16 protein-coding genes and 4 tRNA genes are annotated in these 15,208 nt (G+C 41.6%); 3 read left to right on the top strand and 17 right to left on the bottom strand.

Features of this window, described 5'->3' with window-relative positions; all coding sequences use genetic code 11:
• Positions 1-30 precede the first annotated feature (30 nt).
• Genes nudC through pepQ form a run of 4 tightly spaced genes read right to left on the bottom strand, consistent with a single transcriptional unit; the run spans position 31 to position 3,324 of the window.
• On the bottom strand, positions 31-792 hold the full coding sequence (gene nudC / locus HMPREF1128_RS02320) for an NAD(+) diphosphatase (protein ID WP_007523910.1): 762 nt from the start codon (positions 790-792) through the stop codon (positions 31-33).
• 10 nt (positions 793-802) lie between these two features.
• Positions 803-1,519: a pseudouridine synthase gene (locus HMPREF1128_RS02315; protein WP_007523710.1), complete on the bottom strand. Its 717-nt coding sequence runs from the start codon at positions 1,517-1,519 to the stop codon at positions 803-805.
• Positions 1,507-1,974 carry an FxsA family protein gene (locus HMPREF1128_RS02310; protein WP_007523903.1) on the bottom strand — a complete coding sequence of 156 codons (468 nt, stop codon included), beginning with the start codon at positions 1,972-1,974 and terminating at the stop codon, positions 1,507-1,509. The genes HMPREF1128_RS02315 and HMPREF1128_RS02310 overlap by 13 nt, the downstream gene beginning before the upstream one ends.
• Positions 1,975-1,983: 9 nt before the next feature.
• Entirely contained in the window at positions 1,984-3,324 is a 1,341-nt protein-coding gene (pepQ, locus tag HMPREF1128_RS02305; RefSeq protein WP_007523852.1) for a Xaa-Pro dipeptidase, read from the bottom strand.
• A gap of 9 nt (positions 3,325-3,333) precedes the next feature.
• Between pepQ and tusA the strand changes: the two genes are divergently transcribed.
• Positions 3,334-3,576, top strand: a complete 243-nt coding sequence (gene tusA, locus HMPREF1128_RS02300; RefSeq protein WP_007523822.1) for a sulfurtransferase TusA — start codon at positions 3,334-3,336, stop codon at positions 3,574-3,576.
• On the opposite strand, the gene HMPREF1128_RS02295 is transcribed toward tusA, so the two are convergent.
• On the bottom strand, positions 3,573-4,322 hold the full coding sequence (locus HMPREF1128_RS02295) for a class I SAM-dependent methyltransferase (protein ID WP_007523800.1): 750 nt from the start codon (positions 4,320-4,322) through the stop codon (positions 3,573-3,575). The genes tusA and HMPREF1128_RS02295 overlap by 4 nt on opposite strands.
• A gap of 124 nt (positions 4,323-4,446) precedes the next feature.
• On the opposite strand from HMPREF1128_RS02295, the gene suhB reads away from it, so the two are divergent.
• Together suhB and dxs are read left to right on the top strand one after the other, a co-directional pair.
• Entirely contained in the window at positions 4,447-5,259 is an 813-nt protein-coding gene (gene suhB / locus HMPREF1128_RS02290) for an inositol-1-monophosphatase (RefSeq protein ID WP_010130099.1), read from the top strand.
• 121 nt (positions 5,260-5,380) lie between these two features.
• Entirely contained in the window at positions 5,381-7,240 is a 1,860-nt protein-coding gene (gene dxs / locus HMPREF1128_RS02285; RefSeq protein WP_007523860.1) for a 1-deoxy-D-xylulose-5-phosphate synthase, read from the top strand.
• Between the two features lie 69 nt (positions 7,241-7,309).
• On the opposite strand, the gene HMPREF1128_RS02280 is transcribed toward dxs, so the two are convergent.
• From HMPREF1128_RS02280 to recA, 12 genes are all read right to left on the bottom strand, one after another.
• Positions 7,310-8,137, bottom strand: a complete 828-nt coding sequence (locus HMPREF1128_RS02280) for an NAD(P)H-hydrate dehydratase (protein WP_007523705.1) — start codon at positions 8,135-8,137, stop codon at positions 7,310-7,312.
• 10 nt (positions 8,138-8,147) lie between these two features.
• On the bottom strand, positions 8,148-9,074 hold the full coding sequence (locus HMPREF1128_RS02275) for a LysR family transcriptional regulator (protein ID WP_007523915.1): 927 nt from the start codon (positions 9,072-9,074) through the stop codon (positions 8,148-8,150).
• Between the two features lie 67 nt (positions 9,075-9,141).
• Positions 9,142-10,782: a glucose-6-phosphate isomerase gene (pgi, locus tag HMPREF1128_RS02270; RefSeq protein ID WP_007523686.1), complete on the bottom strand. Its 1,641-nt coding sequence runs from the start codon at positions 10,780-10,782 to the stop codon at positions 9,142-9,144.
• A gap of 147 nt (positions 10,783-10,929) precedes the next feature.
• Positions 10,930-11,004 (bottom strand) — tRNA-Gln (locus HMPREF1128_RS02265).
• 42 nt (positions 11,005-11,046) lie between these two features.
• Positions 11,047-11,121, bottom strand: a tRNA-Gln gene (locus HMPREF1128_RS02260).
• Between the two features lie 24 nt (positions 11,122-11,145).
• A tRNA-Leu gene (locus HMPREF1128_RS02255) sits at positions 11,146-11,230 on the bottom strand.
• A gap of 3 nt (positions 11,231-11,233) precedes the next feature.
• A tRNA-Met gene (locus HMPREF1128_RS02250) sits at positions 11,234-11,310 on the bottom strand.
• 153 nt (positions 11,311-11,463) lie between these two features.
• Positions 11,464-12,285, bottom strand: coding sequence for a shikimate dehydrogenase (gene aroE / locus HMPREF1128_RS02245; RefSeq protein ID WP_007523850.1), 822 nt, complete (start codon positions 12,283-12,285; stop codon positions 11,464-11,466).
• 2 nt (positions 12,286-12,287) lie between these two features.
• Complete coding sequence (locus HMPREF1128_RS02240; RefSeq protein WP_007523766.1) at positions 12,288-12,842, bottom strand: Sua5/YciO/YrdC/YwlC family protein; 555 nt, start codon at positions 12,840-12,842, stop codon at positions 12,288-12,290.
• Positions 12,835-13,380: a DNA topoisomerase family protein gene (locus tag HMPREF1128_RS02235; protein ID WP_007523654.1), complete on the bottom strand. Its 546-nt coding sequence runs from the start codon at positions 13,378-13,380 to the stop codon at positions 12,835-12,837. The genes HMPREF1128_RS02240 and HMPREF1128_RS02235 overlap by 8 nt, the downstream gene beginning before the upstream one ends.
• 5 nt (positions 13,381-13,385) lie before the next feature.
• Complete coding sequence (recX, locus tag HMPREF1128_RS02230) at positions 13,386-13,862, bottom strand: recombination regulator RecX (protein WP_035530014.1); 477 nt, start codon at positions 13,860-13,862, stop codon at positions 13,386-13,388.
• A 46-nt stretch (positions 13,863-13,908) separates the two neighbouring features.
• On the bottom strand, positions 13,909-15,033 hold the full coding sequence (gene recA / locus HMPREF1128_RS02225) for a recombinase RecA (RefSeq protein ID WP_007523835.1): 1,125 nt from the start codon (positions 15,031-15,033) through the stop codon (positions 13,909-13,911).
• Between the last annotated feature and the right edge of the window lie 175 nt (positions 15,034-15,208).

Raw genomic sequence — 15,208 nt, 5'->3', positions numbered from 1 at the left:
TGGGAGATTATAGCGTAATTTTGGCATAATTTATAGCGGGCTTTCTGTACGACACAGCGCAAGAGTGGCTTCAATCAATGCTAAGGCAATCGTACCTTTAGGCGGTAATTCTGGCAATGGCTCATCACAATCAAACCATCTTGCATCACAAAGTTCGCTCTCTTGTAGCTTGATCTCGCCTGAATCATAATCAGCTAAAAAACCTAACATCAACGAATGCGGGAACGACCACGGCTGGCTACCAAAATAACGAACATTCCGAATTTTCAATCCACTTTCTTCCCAAACTTCGCGCTGCACGGTTTGCTCAATCGGCTCGCCTGCTTCAACAAATCCAGCCAGCGTGGTATAAATTCCGCCTTTATGGCGCTGATGATTGGCTAAAAGAATTTGTCGCCCTTTCCGCACCGCCACAATAATAGACGGAGAAATAGTGGGATAAATTCGGTGCCCACAAGCCTCACACGCCAAAGCTATTTCAGATTCAGCTAAATGCAATGGTGCAGCACAACGCCCACAAAAACGGTGAGATTGTAAAAATTGGGACAAAGAAACTGCACGATGCAATAAATTCGCTTCAGGCTTAGCAATTAACGTGCGTAGAAAAGCAAAATTTCGCATTTCATCACGCGCGTCAGCCTGCACTAAATGCACGGGAAAGCCATTTAATTCACCAATCGTTAAGAAATTTCGCCCGCTTAATTGCACTTCATCTGCGCAACCAAACGGTATTTCGCCATTCACTAATGCCACATCAAAATCTTTGGTGATAATCCAATATGCCTGTTTCATATTTGCCTTATTATTTTAATGATTTAAAGAGTCGCTGTTTTTCTGCAAGCGATAATTCTCTAGACTCGCCACTGGCTAAATCCCCCAGTTGATAATCGCCCAGTGCTACTCGAATAAGTCGTAATGTCGGAAAGCCAACATGCGCAGTCATGCGCCGTACTTGGCGGTTTTTACCTTCATGTAACCCGATTTCTAACCAACTTGTTGGGATCGTCTTTCGCTCACGGATTTTCGGTGCGGTTGACCAATTAAAATCAGGTGGTTCAATCTGGTTCGCTGTCGCAGGTAATGTAAGTCCATCTTTAAGTTGAACCCCTTTTCGTAAAGCTGTTAACGCCGCTTCATCAGGTACACCTTCTACTTGCACCCAATAAGTTTTACGCTTCTCAAATTTCGGATGCGATAAACGATGTTGTAACCAGCCATTATTCGTTAACAAGAGCAGCCCTTCGCTATCTCGATCTAAACGCCCAACCGGATAAACATCAGGCGTATGGATAAAATCTTTCAACGTATGTCGCCCTTGCTCATCAGTAAATTGAGTAAGCACGTTATAAGGCTTGTTAAACAGAATAACCACTGTATCTTCAATGCTTAAGCGAGGAACAAGCGGTCGTTTTTCTGTTTTTTTTTGCCAACGCTTACCTACACGATTTTGCTCAGTAGGGCTTTTAAAACGCGCTTGCTTGGTGCCAAATCTTGAGTGACTGGGGCTTATTTTATCCATTTGTTTTTATCCTGTTCGCGGGTAAATTCTGCCTCAAACACTTCAGACTCAGCGCCTTGTTCCGAACGGAATTGTGTAAAACGGGTAAAGCGTACACGATTTTTGAAAAATTTGAAAAACCATAATTTAAACAGTGTCCGAGTAATCGGCAGTACCATTAGCACCGCTAAAATATCGCTGAGAAACCCAGGAATAATGAGCAATATCCCCGCCAAAATGAATAGCACGGCATTGATTACTGCATCCGTTGGTAATTCGCCTTTTGCTAGCTGCTGACGCACAGCCATTAAGGTATAAGCCCCGCGTAATTTCACAAACCATAATCCAACAAAGGAAATTACAATGAGTAATAATAGCGTTGGCAATACCCCTAATGCACTACCGACTTCTACTAATAGCGAAATCTCACAATAAATGTAAAAAATGATGCCTAATAATCCCCATAAAACCGGCATAATTCCTCCTTAAGCGTTGAGTGTTATCAACGCTTTTTCAGTTAAATTCTCCGCACCTTCAGGGCGAATAACAATGTTATCTTCACTACGAATCCCACCATAAGCCGAAAAATCCGCAATTTTCTGCCAATTAAATGTATGGCCTAAATGTGATGATTTCCATGGCGCTAATAACATCTCAATAAAATAGAAACCGGGTTCAACCGTTAACACCATACCTGGCTGTAGATCTCGCAAACAGCGCAAACTTGGATAAGCTTCAGGTGGACGTTTTTGTGTGCCCCGCGCATTTTGCATAAAACCGCCAACATCATGCACTTGCAAGCCCAATAAATGCCCTAGCCCATGTGGGAAAAATGCTCTTGAAATACCCTCTTCAAAAATCTGTTCCGGGCTTAACCGCACAAAATCAAAATCGTGAAGCAATTTCGCCATCCATTGATGCATCTGTGTATGATATTGTAGATAATTCACGCCCACGCGCATTTGCTGAATAATTTCATGTTTAAAACCGTCAACAGCTTTAATCAGTGCCGCAAATTCACTTTGCGGATCAGCTGCATAAGTCCGCGTAATGTCTGAAGCATAATTGAGATGCGTTGCACCAGCATCAATTAAAAAACTGTGGCGAGAACTTGGCGCGAAAAGTTCAAGCTCGGTGTAATGCAAAATAGCCGCATGCGCGTTTAATGCTACAATATTGCCATATGGCAGTTCACTTTCAAGTTGCCCACTCGCTTGCAAATAAGCTAAATGAATCTCTCGCTCACTGCGACCTTCTAAAAAAGCCTGTTTCACGGCATGATGCCCTTTTAATGCGGGAAATTGCGCTTGATAGAGTTGTTCAATCTCAAATTCCGTTTTGATTGAGCGTGCAAAATGCAGTATATTCAGCGCCTTTTGTGAGTTAATTGCACCAAAACCAAGAGATTTTGCGAGTTCTTCATCTTCGCCAATAAATAAACAAGCGGTCGGATTTTCAATCCATTTTGCAATGTCTTGGGCATCGTGAAAAATCACCCAATCAAATGCTTCACTGAAAAATGCTTCCGTGGGTGGTGTAGGCGCACAATGCCAATAATCTTGCGGCGCATAGAAATAAATTTTCGGTTTATTCACGCCATCTAAATAAAGCCAGCTATTTTCCGCTTTAGCATACGGAAAAAAATAATTAAAATGCGGGTTAATTTTAAACGGTGCAGTTAAATCATCTTGAAAATAGCGATAACTCACCCCTGCATGAATCCAAATACCTTGAAGAAAATGGCTTTCTAGAATTTGTCTAACGTGCTGTTGTAGCTGCGCTAAATGTTCGGAAAACCGTTGTGATAAATCATTTTGTTTTAGCATAGGAAAACCATGAGAGAGATTGAAATTAGTCAAACTTTAGATACCGTTGGGCTTCGCTGTCCAGAGCCCGTGATGCTTACCCGTAAGGCAATTCGCCACCTCAATGATGGCGATGTACTTTATATTTTAGCTGACGACCCTGCTACAACCCGCGATATCCCTAGCTTTTGTGCCTTTATGGATCACCAGCTGCTGGCTAGTCAAACTGAAACCTTACCTTATCAATATTGGGTCAAAAAAGGGCTAGCCTAGCGTTTTTTCGCTTTAACAAATAGCAATGGCGGACGGTGTTGTAAATCTTTAAATTCCTGATGCCATTGCGTTTGATTAGCTAACATAGGCTCTTCAACCTGCTCAATCTCAAAGCCTGCAGCAATAAGTTGATTAAGAATCGTCGCCATCGTGCGATGATAGGTTTTAAACGATTGTTGAAACCAAGCCCGCTCACGCACACCCTCTTCGCGATAATAATTTAAGCGATAAGCCACTTGCTGCTTTTCTGCATTTTTTTCCCAACGATAACCTTGTCGATAACACGTCACAATTGGGTGTTCTTGCGAGAAAATTAACGTGCCGCAAGCGGTCAATTTTGCAGAAATTTTTGCTAACAGCTCAGGAAAATCTTCAATGTAGTGAAAAGCAAATGAGCTAGTAATTACATCAAATTCGTTTTCAGCAATCTCATCTAACTTTTCCATTGGCAAAGCATAAAAAGCCATTTCTGCAGTTGATGTCTGCGCGCGTAAACGTGCTTCAGCCGCTTCTAGCATACGTTCTGAAAGGTCTAAACCCACGACTTGCCGAGCCCCTTTTGCTAAATAATGTGCTAAGTGTTCGCCCGTGCCACAGCCTAAATCCAGCACCCGTTTACCAGATAGATTCGGTAAAAGTGAAAACATCATCGGTTTTTCGACCACTTCATTCATACTTATCGGATTTTGGCGTAGCTGCTGATAGCGCTCAAAAAAAATGGGGGTGTCGTAAATACTTTTTTGCATAGCAATAGGTTTTATCAAAACAATAGGCGCTATTCTACTGCATTTTTACGCTTAGTTATTCCTTTATCTTGCTAATTTCATTATAATCAAACCCCTTATTCGTTCTTTAAAATCTGGTGGAAATATGAACCCAATGTTAAACATTGCTATTCGTGCTGCACGAAAAGCAGGCAATATTATTGCAAAAGGCTATGAGCAAGCGCCAAGCGAGACTGAAGTTGCTCAAAAAAGTACAAATGATTATGTGACTGAAATTGATAAAGCGGCAGAAGCGGCGATTATCGAAGTCATTCGTAAATCTTACCCAGACCACGCTATCGTAGCGGAAGAATCTGGTATTTTAGATGGCGAAAATAAAAACGTGCAGTGGGTAATTGATCCACTAGATGGCACAACCAACTTCGTTAAACGCTTACCACATTTCTGTGTGTCGATTGCTATTCGTGAAAATGGCCGCACCACTGTCGGCGTAGTGTACGATCCTATCCGTAATGAACTTTTCACTGCTGTGCGTGGCGAAGGCGCAAAACTCAATGAGTTCCGTCTACGCGTGGATAGCAGCCGCCGTGATCTAAGCGGTACTGTATTAGCGACCGGCTTCCCATTTAAAGCCACTAAACATCGTGCAGCGCACTTAAATATGCTTGAAGGCTTAATGAACCAAGGCGTAGCAGATTTCCGCCGTACAGGTTCAGCCGCGCTTGATTTAGCATATGTTGCAGCAAATCGCATTGATGGTTACTTTGAAATTGGTTTAAAACCATGGGATTGCGCAGCAGGTGATTTAATCGCGCGTGAAGCTGGTGCGATTGTATGTAACTTTGTTGGTGGCACCGATTACTTAAAATCTGGTAACGTAGTGGCAGGCCCAGCACGTGTGGTTAAAGAAATCTTAAACGCACTTCAACCCACTTTAACTGAAGATCTTAAAGGTTAATCACGCATCAGCGCGGTTAGGAATTTGCAAGCGGTCAATTATTTCCACTTTGTTGCAAAAATGTTAGAGTGACCGACCTAACCGCCTTGCGTTGAGTTTCTATTGATAAAAGATAAACATTATGCAAAAAAATTATCCCCTATTAAGCCAAATTGACTCGCCGGAAGCCCTCCGTTTGCTCGATAAAGATCAATTACAACCGCTTGCTGACGAGCTTCGAGCTTACTTATTAAAATGCGTAAGCCAAAGTAGCGGGCATCTTGCCTCTGGCTTAGGGGTAGTTGAGCTGACTATCGCCTTGCACTATGTTTATCAAACCCCATTCGACCAGCTTATTTGGGACGTCGGACATCAAGCCTATCCACATAAAATTCTAACTGGTCGTCGCGATCAAATTAAAACTATTCGCCAAAAAGACGGTATCCATCCATTCCCATGGCGCGAAGAAAGCGTTTATGATGTGTTAAGCGTAGGACATTCCTCAACCTCTATCAGTGCCGGTTTAGGCATTGCGGTCGCAGCTCAAAAAGAAAATGCAGGTCGCCAAACCGTTTGTGTTATTGGTGATGGCGCTATTACTGCGGGGATGGCATTTGAAGCACTAAACCATGCGGGCGCATTGCACACAGATATGTTGGTTATTCTCAACGATAATGAAATGTCTATTTCTGAAAACGTTGGCGCACTGAATAACCACCTCGCCCAAATTTTCTCTGGTTCACTTTATACCACCGTGCGTGATGGCAGTAAAAAGGTGTTAGATAAAGTCCCTTCTCCAATTAAAAACTTCATGAAAAAAACCGAAGAGCATATGAAAGGAGTAATTTCTCCTGTCAGTACGCTTTTTGAAGAGCTTGGGTTTAATTATATCGGACCTGTAGATGGGCATAACATCGAAGAATTGGTGAAAACACTTAAAAATATGCGTGAGCTCAAAGGCCCGCAATTCTTACATGTTCGCACCAAAAAAGGGAAAGGTTATCAACCCGCAGAAAACGATCCTATCGGCTATCATGGCGTACCAAAATTCGATCCTGCTAGCGGTCAACTTCCAAAAGCAAAAAGTATTCCAACCTATTCCGATATTTTCGGCCAGTGGTTATGCGAAACAGCTGAACAAGATACTAAGCTCATCGGCATTACCCCTGCTATGCGTGAAGGCTCAGGCATGGTGGAATTTTCTAAACGCTTCCCTGCACAATATTTTGATGTTGCCATTGCTGAACAACATGCGGTTACCTTTGCGGCAGGTTTAGCGATTGCTGGCTACAAACCGGTCGTTGCTATTTATTCTAGTTTCTTACAACGGGCTTACGATCAGCTGATTCATGATGTGGCTATTCAAAATCTACCTGTGATTTTTGCTATCGACCGTGCGGGTATTGTTGGTGCTGATGGCCAAACCCACCAAGGCGCGTTTGACTTAAGCTTTATACGTTGTATTCCGAATATGACTATTATGACACCAAGCGATGAAAACGAAATGCGTCAAATGTTATATACGGCTTATCAGATGAATACGCCAACTGCAGTACGCTATCCAAGAGGTAACGCTAAAGGTGTGGCACTTGAGCCAATGCAGTCTTTAGAAATTGGTAAAGGCAAACTTATCCGTCAAGGCGAAAAAGTGGCTATTCTCAACTTTGGCACTTTCTTAACTGAAGCTCAAAAAGTTGCCGAAGCAGGCAACTATACCTTAGTAGATATGCGCTTTGTCAAACCACTTGATGAAGCCTTAATCCAAGAATTAGCGAATAGCCATGATTTACTAGTAACGCTAGAAGAAAATGCTATCCAAGGTGGTGCTGGCTCTGCGGTAAATGAATATTTGCAAAAAATTGGCAAAATCAAACCGCTTGTCATGCTTGGTATTCCAGATGAATTTATCCCACAATCTACCCAACAAGAAGCCTATGAAGCGCTTGGATTAGATAGTGCAGGTATCAAACAAAAAATTGAACAAGCATTAGCAAATCGTTAATGACTCATAACACAAGCGGTCGAATTCGCAAATTTTTTTGCAAATTCGACCGCTTACTTTTAGAAAAACTTAAATCACTAATTTAAGATAAGAAGAAATCCCACCGATAATCTCAGTAGGAAGGACGACATGCCGAGTTTTCGCTAATTGCTCAGCAATATAGCTATGTAGATAAACGGCAGTGCAAACGGCTTGTTCCGATTGTTTTGGATATTGCGCAAGCAACCCTGTAATCATGCCAGCAAGTGTATCTCCCATTCCCCCTGTTGCCATGGCGGGCGTTCCAACATCAATACAAAGTGGCTCATGATTGAGCAAATAAAGCGTTGTACCATGTTTTTTGAGAATCACATTAAGTTGTAATTGGCTGACAGCGTGTAAATTGTTGGCTGGCGTTTGCGCATCAATCGCTAAACCAGAAAGGCGTTCCCACTCTTTTTGATGCGGGGTTGCCCAAATGGGAAATTCATAATGATTCTGTGAATATTTGGCAAATAAAGTAATGGCATCGCCATCAATAATCAGCTTTTGCGATGGCTGTAAATGGCTCAGCACTAGGCTTAATAATGTCGTAGCTTGTTCACTTAACCCTAAACCGCAGCCAATAAGTACTACATCTGATTGATGAAGCTTTTCCAGCAATAACTCGGTATTTTCCCAGTCAATCACCATCGCTTCAGGTAAATAGCAATGTAATGCGGTATGATTTGAAGCGTCGGTTGCCACTGTAGTTAAACCCGCACCACTATGCACAGCAGCTTTCGCTGCCATCATAATTGCTCCACCCATATTCGCATTACCACCAATCAGTAAAACTCTACCATAATCCCCTTTATGCGAATCAGCTTGTCGTTTAGGCAGTTTATGCAAAATATCTTCATAGCGGAGCATTTTCATCTTTATCTCCTTAATCCAATACAATCAACCCTGGTAAAGTGGCAAAGCTTTGTGCTTTAACTGTATTGTGGAAATCTTCTAAATAGGCACTATGCGCATCGTGCGCCCTAATCGCACCATATAAATTACTATACAGGCCTTGTTCAGTAATTTTATTGGCTACCACATAACCTAACTCTAAATAAGGTTTCACCGCCCAATAAGGTAGGGTTGCGATACCTCGCTTGCTTGCCACTAATTGAATAATCGCAATGGTGAGTTCAGTCGTTCGGCGTTTAGGTGAAATCCCCGCTGGTTTAAGCACTTGGCGCAGTAAATCTAACATATCATCCGGAACGGGATAGGTAATCCAGGTTTCTTCTTTGAAATCCTCCGCCGTCCAAATTGGTTTGGTTGCCAAAGGATGATCTTTCGCACAAATGCCGACCATTTCATAAGAAAATAACGGCTTATAAATCACATTCGGATTATCTTCCATTTCAGAGACCACCGCCCAATCTGAACGATCGCTCAGCAATAAGCCAACTGGATCGGTATGGAAACCAGAAACAATATCTAGCTCCACTAACGGCCAGCTTTGACGGAAAGTCGCCATAGCAGGCATCAGCCAATCAAAGCAAGTATGGCATTCAATTGAAATGCGAAGATTGCCTAGCTCACCTTGTTTCACACGCACTAAATCCCGTTCAACATCACGAATTTTAGGCAGAATCTCATAGGCAAGCGCTAAAAGACGCTCCCCTGCCGGCGTAAAACGAATCGGGGTAGTTTTACGCTCGAACAACGTTAAATCATATTGGCTTTCTAACACATTAATTTGGTGAGAAAGAGCCGATTGCGTTAAATGCAAGCGTTTCGCGGCTAATGACAAATTGCCGCTTTCTTTAATTGCCACTAACGTACGTAAATGACGGATTTCAAGGAAAATTGGTTTCATAATGTAAGACTAAGCGGTAATTTTTGCAAAAGTTTGATGAAAAACTACCGCTTGTAAAAAGCTAAACTTAACGCCAAGCTTTGTATTGGTTAATTAAACCATTGGTTGAGCTGTCGTGACTTTCAACTGACTCACTGCCTTTTAACTCAGGTAAAATGCGGTTAGCAAGTTGTTTGCCAAGTTCAACACCCCATTGGTCAAAGCTGTAAATGTTGAAAATTACACCTTGTACGAAAATTTTATGTTCATACATGGCAATCAATGCACCTAAGCTGTAAGGCGTAATTTTTTGCAATAAAATCGAGTTAGTTGGTTTGTTGCCCGTAAATACTTTAAACGGCACAATTTCTTTAACCGATTCAAGTGATTTTCCTGCGGCTAAGAATTCTTCTTCAACTGCTTGTTTGGATTTACCAAAAGCAAGGGCTTCGGTTTGTGCAAAGAAGTTAGACAACAATTTTTCATGATGATCACTTAATGGATTGTGTGTTTGCACTGGCGCAATAAAATCACAAGGAATGATTTTCGTACCTTGGTGAATCAATTGATAAAATGCGTGTTGGCCATTAGTACCCGGCTCACCCCAAACAATTGGGCCAGTTTGATAATTCACCACTTTACCGTCACGCCCTACATATTTTCCGTTTGACTCCATGTTGCCTTGTTGGAAATACGCCGCAAAACGATGTAAATATTGATCATATGGCAATAATGCTTCTGTTTCTGCACCTAAGAAGTTGCTATTCCAAATGCCGATAAGCGCTAAAATGGTTGGAATATTTTTCTCAACTGGTGCTTGTCTGAAATGGTTGTCCATCGCATGCGCGCCAGATAACAATTGTTCAAACTGCTCAAAACCAATAGAAAGAGCAATAGATAATCCAATCGCTGACCATAAAGAATAACGGCCACCAACCCAATCCCAGAATTCAAACATATTGGCCGTATCAATACCAAATTTTTCCACTTCTTTTGCATTGGTAGAAAGCGCTACGAAATGTTTAGCAACCGCAGATTCATCTTTTGCTGCCGCTAAAAGCCAATCACGAGCCGAATGCGCATTCGTCATGGTTTCTTGGGTAGTAAAGGTTTTAGAAGCCACTAATACTAACGTTGTTTCTGGGTTTACTTTTTTGAGCGTTTCGGCAATATGCGTGCCATCCACATTTGACACAAAATGCACGTTTAAATGATTTTTATAAGGGCGTAATGCTTCTGTCACCATATAAGGACCAAGATCAGAACCACCAATACCAATATTGATGACATCTGTAATTGCCTTACCCGTATAACCTTTCCATTCGCCAGAAATGACTCGTTGGCAGAATGCTTTCATTTTAGCTAAAACAGCATTGACTTCAGGCATTACATCTTTACCATCAACCAATACTGGCGTATTGCTACGATTACGCAATGCAGTGTGTAATACCGCGCGATTTTCGGTATAGTTAATTTTCTCTCCACTAAACATAGCCTCTTTCGCTTGCGCTAAGCCACATTCTTCAGCTAATTGTTGTAATAACGCTAAAGTGGTTTCATTTACTGCATTTTTAGAAAAATCGACTAAAATTTGATCTTCGAAATTGACATGATATTGTGAAAAACGTTGTGGGTTTGCTTGAAATAATTGGGCAATAGTTAGGTTTTCAGCTTGATGTGCAGTTAATGCCTGCCATGCGGCTGTTTGGGTCGGGTTAATTTTTTTCATAACATATCCTTCAGTGCTTAGAAATCGTTAGTAACGGGAGAAAAATCCCTCATAATGCGTAAATTCTAATAAATTTTGAAAGAAATCTAAAGAAGAAATAGGCTATTGAATAGATTTACTGAAGAAAATGAATAAATAGAAGAAAGATGGCTGGGGTACTAGGATTCGAACCTAGGGATGCCGAGATCAAAACCCGGTGCCTTACCGCTTGGCGATACCCCAAAAGAAAAAACTAACCATTGGTTAGCTTACTAAGATAAGAAGTGGCTGGGGTACTAGGATTCGAACCTAGGGATGCCGAGATCAAAACCCGGTGCCTTACCGCTTGGCGATACCCCAACTACTGATTTGCAAATCGATAAATGGTGCGGGACGAGGGACTTGAACCCACACACCTCGCGGCGCCAGAACCTAAATCTGGTGCGTCTACCAATTTCGCCAGTCCCGCAAATGGTGGCTACAGCGAGATTCGAACTTGCGACCCCAACATTATGAGTGTTGTGCTCTAACCAGCTGAGCTATGTAGCCATTTTGCGTCACCATATCGGCTTTGCGAGGCGTATTATGCTGATTTTGACTAACCTCGTCAAATACTTTTTTGCAAAAAAGTCTTGTTTTCTGTCTTTTTGCTTACAGATTCAACATTTTGCTAAAAAAACGATAGCTTTTTCTTGTACTAAATTAACTGCCAGCTTCCATTTCCGCTTGAAGCTGGGCAAGTACTGGCGCAACATCTGGCAACACACCTTCCCATAATTCAAAAGCAAAAGCCGCTTGATTGACCAACATCCCTAAACCATCACTACAATGTTTTGCGCCTTGGCTTTTAGCATAACGCAAAAATGGCGTATCTTGATGCGGAGCATATTGCATATCATAAACCACGGATGATGCTAATAAACTTGCTGGGACTGGAACATATTTCCCTTGTAACCCTAAAGATGTTGCATTGATAATGACATCAAATGATTGATTCACCAATTCTTCCCAACAAGCGGTCTGAATTTGTCCGTAATTTGCAAATTTTTCCGCTAAAATGACCGCTTTTTCTGGCGTGCGATTGTAGAGCGTAATCTGCTGCTTGGCTTGCAACAAAGGAAATAACACACCTTGCGTTGCGCCCCCCGCCCCTAAAATTAACATCTTCTGATTTGGTTTTAACCAACCTAAACGAGCAAGATCGGCACATAAACCCACCCCATCTGTATTATCCGCATAAAGTTGCCCATCTGCTAATTTTTTCAATGTATTACAAGCTTCTGCCAACAAACAGCGTTCACTGTATTGTGTCGCTATCGCAAATGCACGGTTTTTAAACGGTGCCGTAATGTTGGCACCTTTGGCTTGCGTAAAAAATGCTGCCAGTTCTGCCTCAAAATTAGTTTCATCCCCTAATTTCGCTATATATTGTAAATTTCGACCAGTTTGTTCAGCGAATAACTGATGAATGCGAGGAGATTTGCTTTGAGCAATCGGATTGCCCCATACGGCATACTGATTCATGCTTATCCTTGTCTAAAAATATGTTGGGTAAAAATATCTCGAATTTCAGAGGGTTGTTTTGCCCCACCAGTTGCCTGCTCTAACACAGGAAAATCGTTGCCAAATTGGGCATAAACTTCTTGTGCGGTTCGACAAGGAGGCAGACCTGTTAAATTGGCACTGGTTGAAGTCAGCGCAAACCCAGCAGCTTCACAAAGCATCACTACTGCGGGTAAATGACAAAGCCGTACAGCGATAGTGTCAAATTGCCCGGTTAAATAGCGCGGCACAGATTTTTTTGCAGGAACGACCCAAGTAATCGCCTGTGTGCCAACTTGCGTTAGACTTTGCCACTCTTTTTCAGTTAAACAAGATTCATCAATAAAAGGACGTAAATAACGCAAATCGGAAGCCAATAAAATTAAACCTTTTTCTACCGGCCGTTGTTTTAAAGTTAATAATGCTTGAACGGCAGCTTCACTATTCGGATTACAACCTAAACCGAAAACGGCTTCCGTTGGATAAGCGACCACTTCATTGTTTTGCAAGCGGGCAATAATTTCATCTAAATTACTCATTTTCTATCTCTGCCTCAAAGATTGCCTGACAATGTTTATTCGCACATTGTAAATATCGCGTTCCTTTCACTTTTTTTTCACAGGCAATTGTCCCGCCACATTGCGGACAATGCGCTAAAATTGGCTTACTCGCTAACGTGAATTTGCACTGCGGAAAGCCACTACATCCGTAAAATACCTTACCTGCACGGCCTGTTCTCGCGACTAATTTATGCGTTTTACATTCTGGACAATCAAATTCAACTTCACTGTCTGCTGGTGTCTCTTCATGTACGGTAAAATGGCAATTTGGATATTGGCTACATCCAATAAAAATACCAAAATGCCCCTGTTTGACTTGCAAAAATGCCCCACATTCTGGGCAAGTTTCAGCTAAATCTTTGATAATGCGACTTTCTTGATGCAGCGGTTTAATATAATCGCAAGCAGGATAAGCGCTACAACCTAAAAAAAGCCCTTGTTTACCGCGCTTTAGTTGTAACGGCGATTGACATTGCGGGCAAAACTCCGCTTGTTTAGTTGATTTAAATAAACTCATCCACGTTACTCATCTTCATCATAATCTTGATTGAGCAAATGGCTAAAATGATCTTGGTAAAAACCTCGGCTGACCATAAAACGCCACATTTTTTGTTTGGCCTTCAAATCCCAAACTCGCGGACGTTTTTTTTCAAAAATCTGCTCGGCAAGTTCAAACCAATCTAACCCTTCTTCAGCCTCTGCAACTTCAAGGCATTGACTAATCAGCCAATCTGCCACACCTTTCATCTTTAATTCTTGCTTTAATCGGCGAGGCCCCACACCTTGTTGAGCGCGATAACGGATAAAAGTTTGGCAAAATCGTTCATCACTTAACCAATTGTGCGCTTTTGCAGTTTCAATAGCTTGCTCGATCTCCTCAGCTGAATATTCTTTCAATTTCAGCTTCCGATGCAATTCTTGCTCACTATAATCTCGTTTTGAGAGTAAATAAAGCAAGTAATTTGTCGCACTGTATTTCTGTGTTGACTGCTTGTCCATAAATTTCTCATAAAGAAAATGCGGTTTAGAAAACCGCATTTTTTATTTATAGATCTTCGTCGTTAAAATCGTCGTCTTCTGTGAAATTGTCATCGTCTAACACATCTTCATCAGTTGAAACTAATGCTGTTGGTGTGTTGTTGCTAAATTTCTCACGCAATTCTTGTTCAATTTTTTGCGCAATATCCGCATTCTCTTTTAACCATTTCACGGCATTATTTTTACCTTGCCCGATTTTGGTACCCTCATAGGAGAACCACGCGCCTGATTTCTTAATCAGATCATTCGCTTCAGCTAAAATCAATAATTCATTAGTACGCGCAATACCTTCACCATACATAATATCGAAATTCACTTCACGGAATGGTGGAGCAACTTTGTTTTTTACCACTTTAACACGTGTTTCGCTACCGATAATGTTATCACCATCTTTTACTACGCCTGTACGACGAATATCTAAACGTACAGAAGAGTAGAATTTCAGTGCATTACCACCCGTTGTCGTTTCTGGGTTACCAAACATAACACCAATTTTCATACGAATTTGGTTGATAAAAATCACCAAACAATTGGTTGCTTTAATGTTAGCGGTTAATTTACGTAGTGCTTGTGACATTAATCGAGCTTGTAAGCCCATATGAGAATCCCCCATATCGCCTTCAATTTCCGCTTTTGGTGTTAATGCCGCCACCGAGTCCACCACGATAACATCTACTGCACCTGAACGAACTAACGCATCACAAATCTCTAAAGCTTGCTCACCGTTATCTGGCTGAGAAATCAATAACTCATCAGTATCTACGCCTAATTTGCGTGCATAAATTGGATCAAGTGCGTGCTCGGCATCAATAAAAGCACATGTTTTGCCGGCTTTTTGTGCTTGTGCAATCGCAGACAGGGTTAATGTTGTTTTACCAGAAGATTCTGGTCCAAAGATCTCAACGATACGTCCCATTGGCAAACCACCGATGCCTAAAGCCATATCTAAACCGATTGATCCTGTTGAAACTGCTTCAATATCTAAGCTTTGCGTTTGCCCCAGTTTCATAATTGAGCCTTTACCAAATTGTTTTTCAATTTGAGCAAGCGCAGCGGAAAGTGCTTTCTCGCGTTGTTCAGGATCGGTTTGTTTTACAACACTATTTTTTTGGTTTTTCTTTTCTGCTGCCATGCTAGGCTCCTTATTTTAGTAAATTCTTTGGAAAAAATGACCGCTTGTGCATCATTTACTGGACATTAGTATAGTGTATTACCATCCAGTTTCAAGCATTTTATGCTTATTTTATGAGCACAAAATGACTTTTTAGGATCGTTTGCTGATCTAAGCACCAAAATAGTGGATGAAA

The sequence above is a fragment of the Haemophilus sputorum HK 2154 genome, assembly GCF_000287615.1.
Taxonomy (GTDB): domain Bacteria; phylum Pseudomonadota; class Gammaproteobacteria; order Enterobacterales; family Pasteurellaceae; genus Haemophilus_A; species Haemophilus_A sputorum.
Note: the sequence above shows the minus strand (reverse complement) of the source record. Positions and strands in the feature narration are given on the sequence as shown.

Excerpts from the sequence above, each read along its gene's own strand:
- recX (WP_035530014.1), bottom strand. The coding sequence starts at position 13,862 with ATGGACAAGCAGTCAACACAGAAATACAGTGCGACAAATTACTTGCTT.
- nudC (WP_007523910.1), bottom strand. The coding sequence starts at position 792 with ATGAAACAGGCATATTGGATTATCACCAAAGATTTTGATGTGGCATTA.
- pgi (WP_007523686.1), bottom strand. The coding sequence starts at position 10,782 with ATGAAAAAAATTAACCCGACCCAAACAGCCGCATGGCAGGCATTAACT.
- HMPREF1128_RS02240 (WP_007523766.1), bottom strand. The coding sequence starts at position 12,842 with ATGAGTAATTTAGATGAAATTATTGCCCGCTTGCAAAACAATGAAGTG.
- HMPREF1128_RS02275 (WP_007523915.1), bottom strand. The coding sequence starts at position 9,074 with ATGAAACCAATTTTCCTTGAAATCCGTCATTTACGTACGTTAGTGGCA.
- aroE (WP_007523850.1), bottom strand. The coding sequence starts at position 12,285 with ATGAATCAGTATGCCGTATGGGGCAATCCGATTGCTCAAAGCAAATCT.
- HMPREF1128_RS02235 (WP_007523654.1), bottom strand. The coding sequence starts at position 13,380 with ATGAGTTTATTTAAATCAACTAAACAAGCGGAGTTTTGCCCGCAATGT.
- HMPREF1128_RS02310 (WP_007523903.1), bottom strand. The coding sequence starts at position 1,974 with ATGCCGGTTTTATGGGGATTATTAGGCATCATTTTTTACATTTATTGT.
- suhB (WP_010130099.1), top strand. The coding sequence starts at position 4,447 with ATGAACCCAATGTTAAACATTGCTATTCGTGCTGCACGAAAAGCAGGC.
- dxs (WP_007523860.1), top strand. The coding sequence starts at position 5,381 with ATGCAAAAAAATTATCCCCTATTAAGCCAAATTGACTCGCCGGAAGCC.
- HMPREF1128_RS02295 (WP_007523800.1), bottom strand. The coding sequence starts at position 4,322 with ATGCAAAAAAGTATTTACGACACCCCCATTTTTTTTGAGCGCTATCAG.
- HMPREF1128_RS02315 (WP_007523710.1), bottom strand. The coding sequence starts at position 1,519 with ATGGATAAAATAAGCCCCAGTCACTCAAGATTTGGCACCAAGCAAGCG.
- HMPREF1128_RS02280 (WP_007523705.1), bottom strand. The coding sequence starts at position 8,137 with ATGAAAATGCTCCGCTATGAAGATATTTTGCATAAACTGCCTAAACGA.
- pepQ (WP_007523852.1), bottom strand. The coding sequence starts at position 3,324 with ATGCTAAAACAAAATGATTTATCACAACGGTTTTCCGAACATTTAGCG.
- recA (WP_007523835.1), bottom strand. The coding sequence starts at position 15,033 with ATGGCAGCAGAAAAGAAAAACCAAAAAAATAGTGTTGTAAAACAAACC.
- tusA (WP_007523822.1), top strand. The coding sequence starts at position 3,334 with ATGAGAGAGATTGAAATTAGTCAAACTTTAGATACCGTTGGGCTTCGC.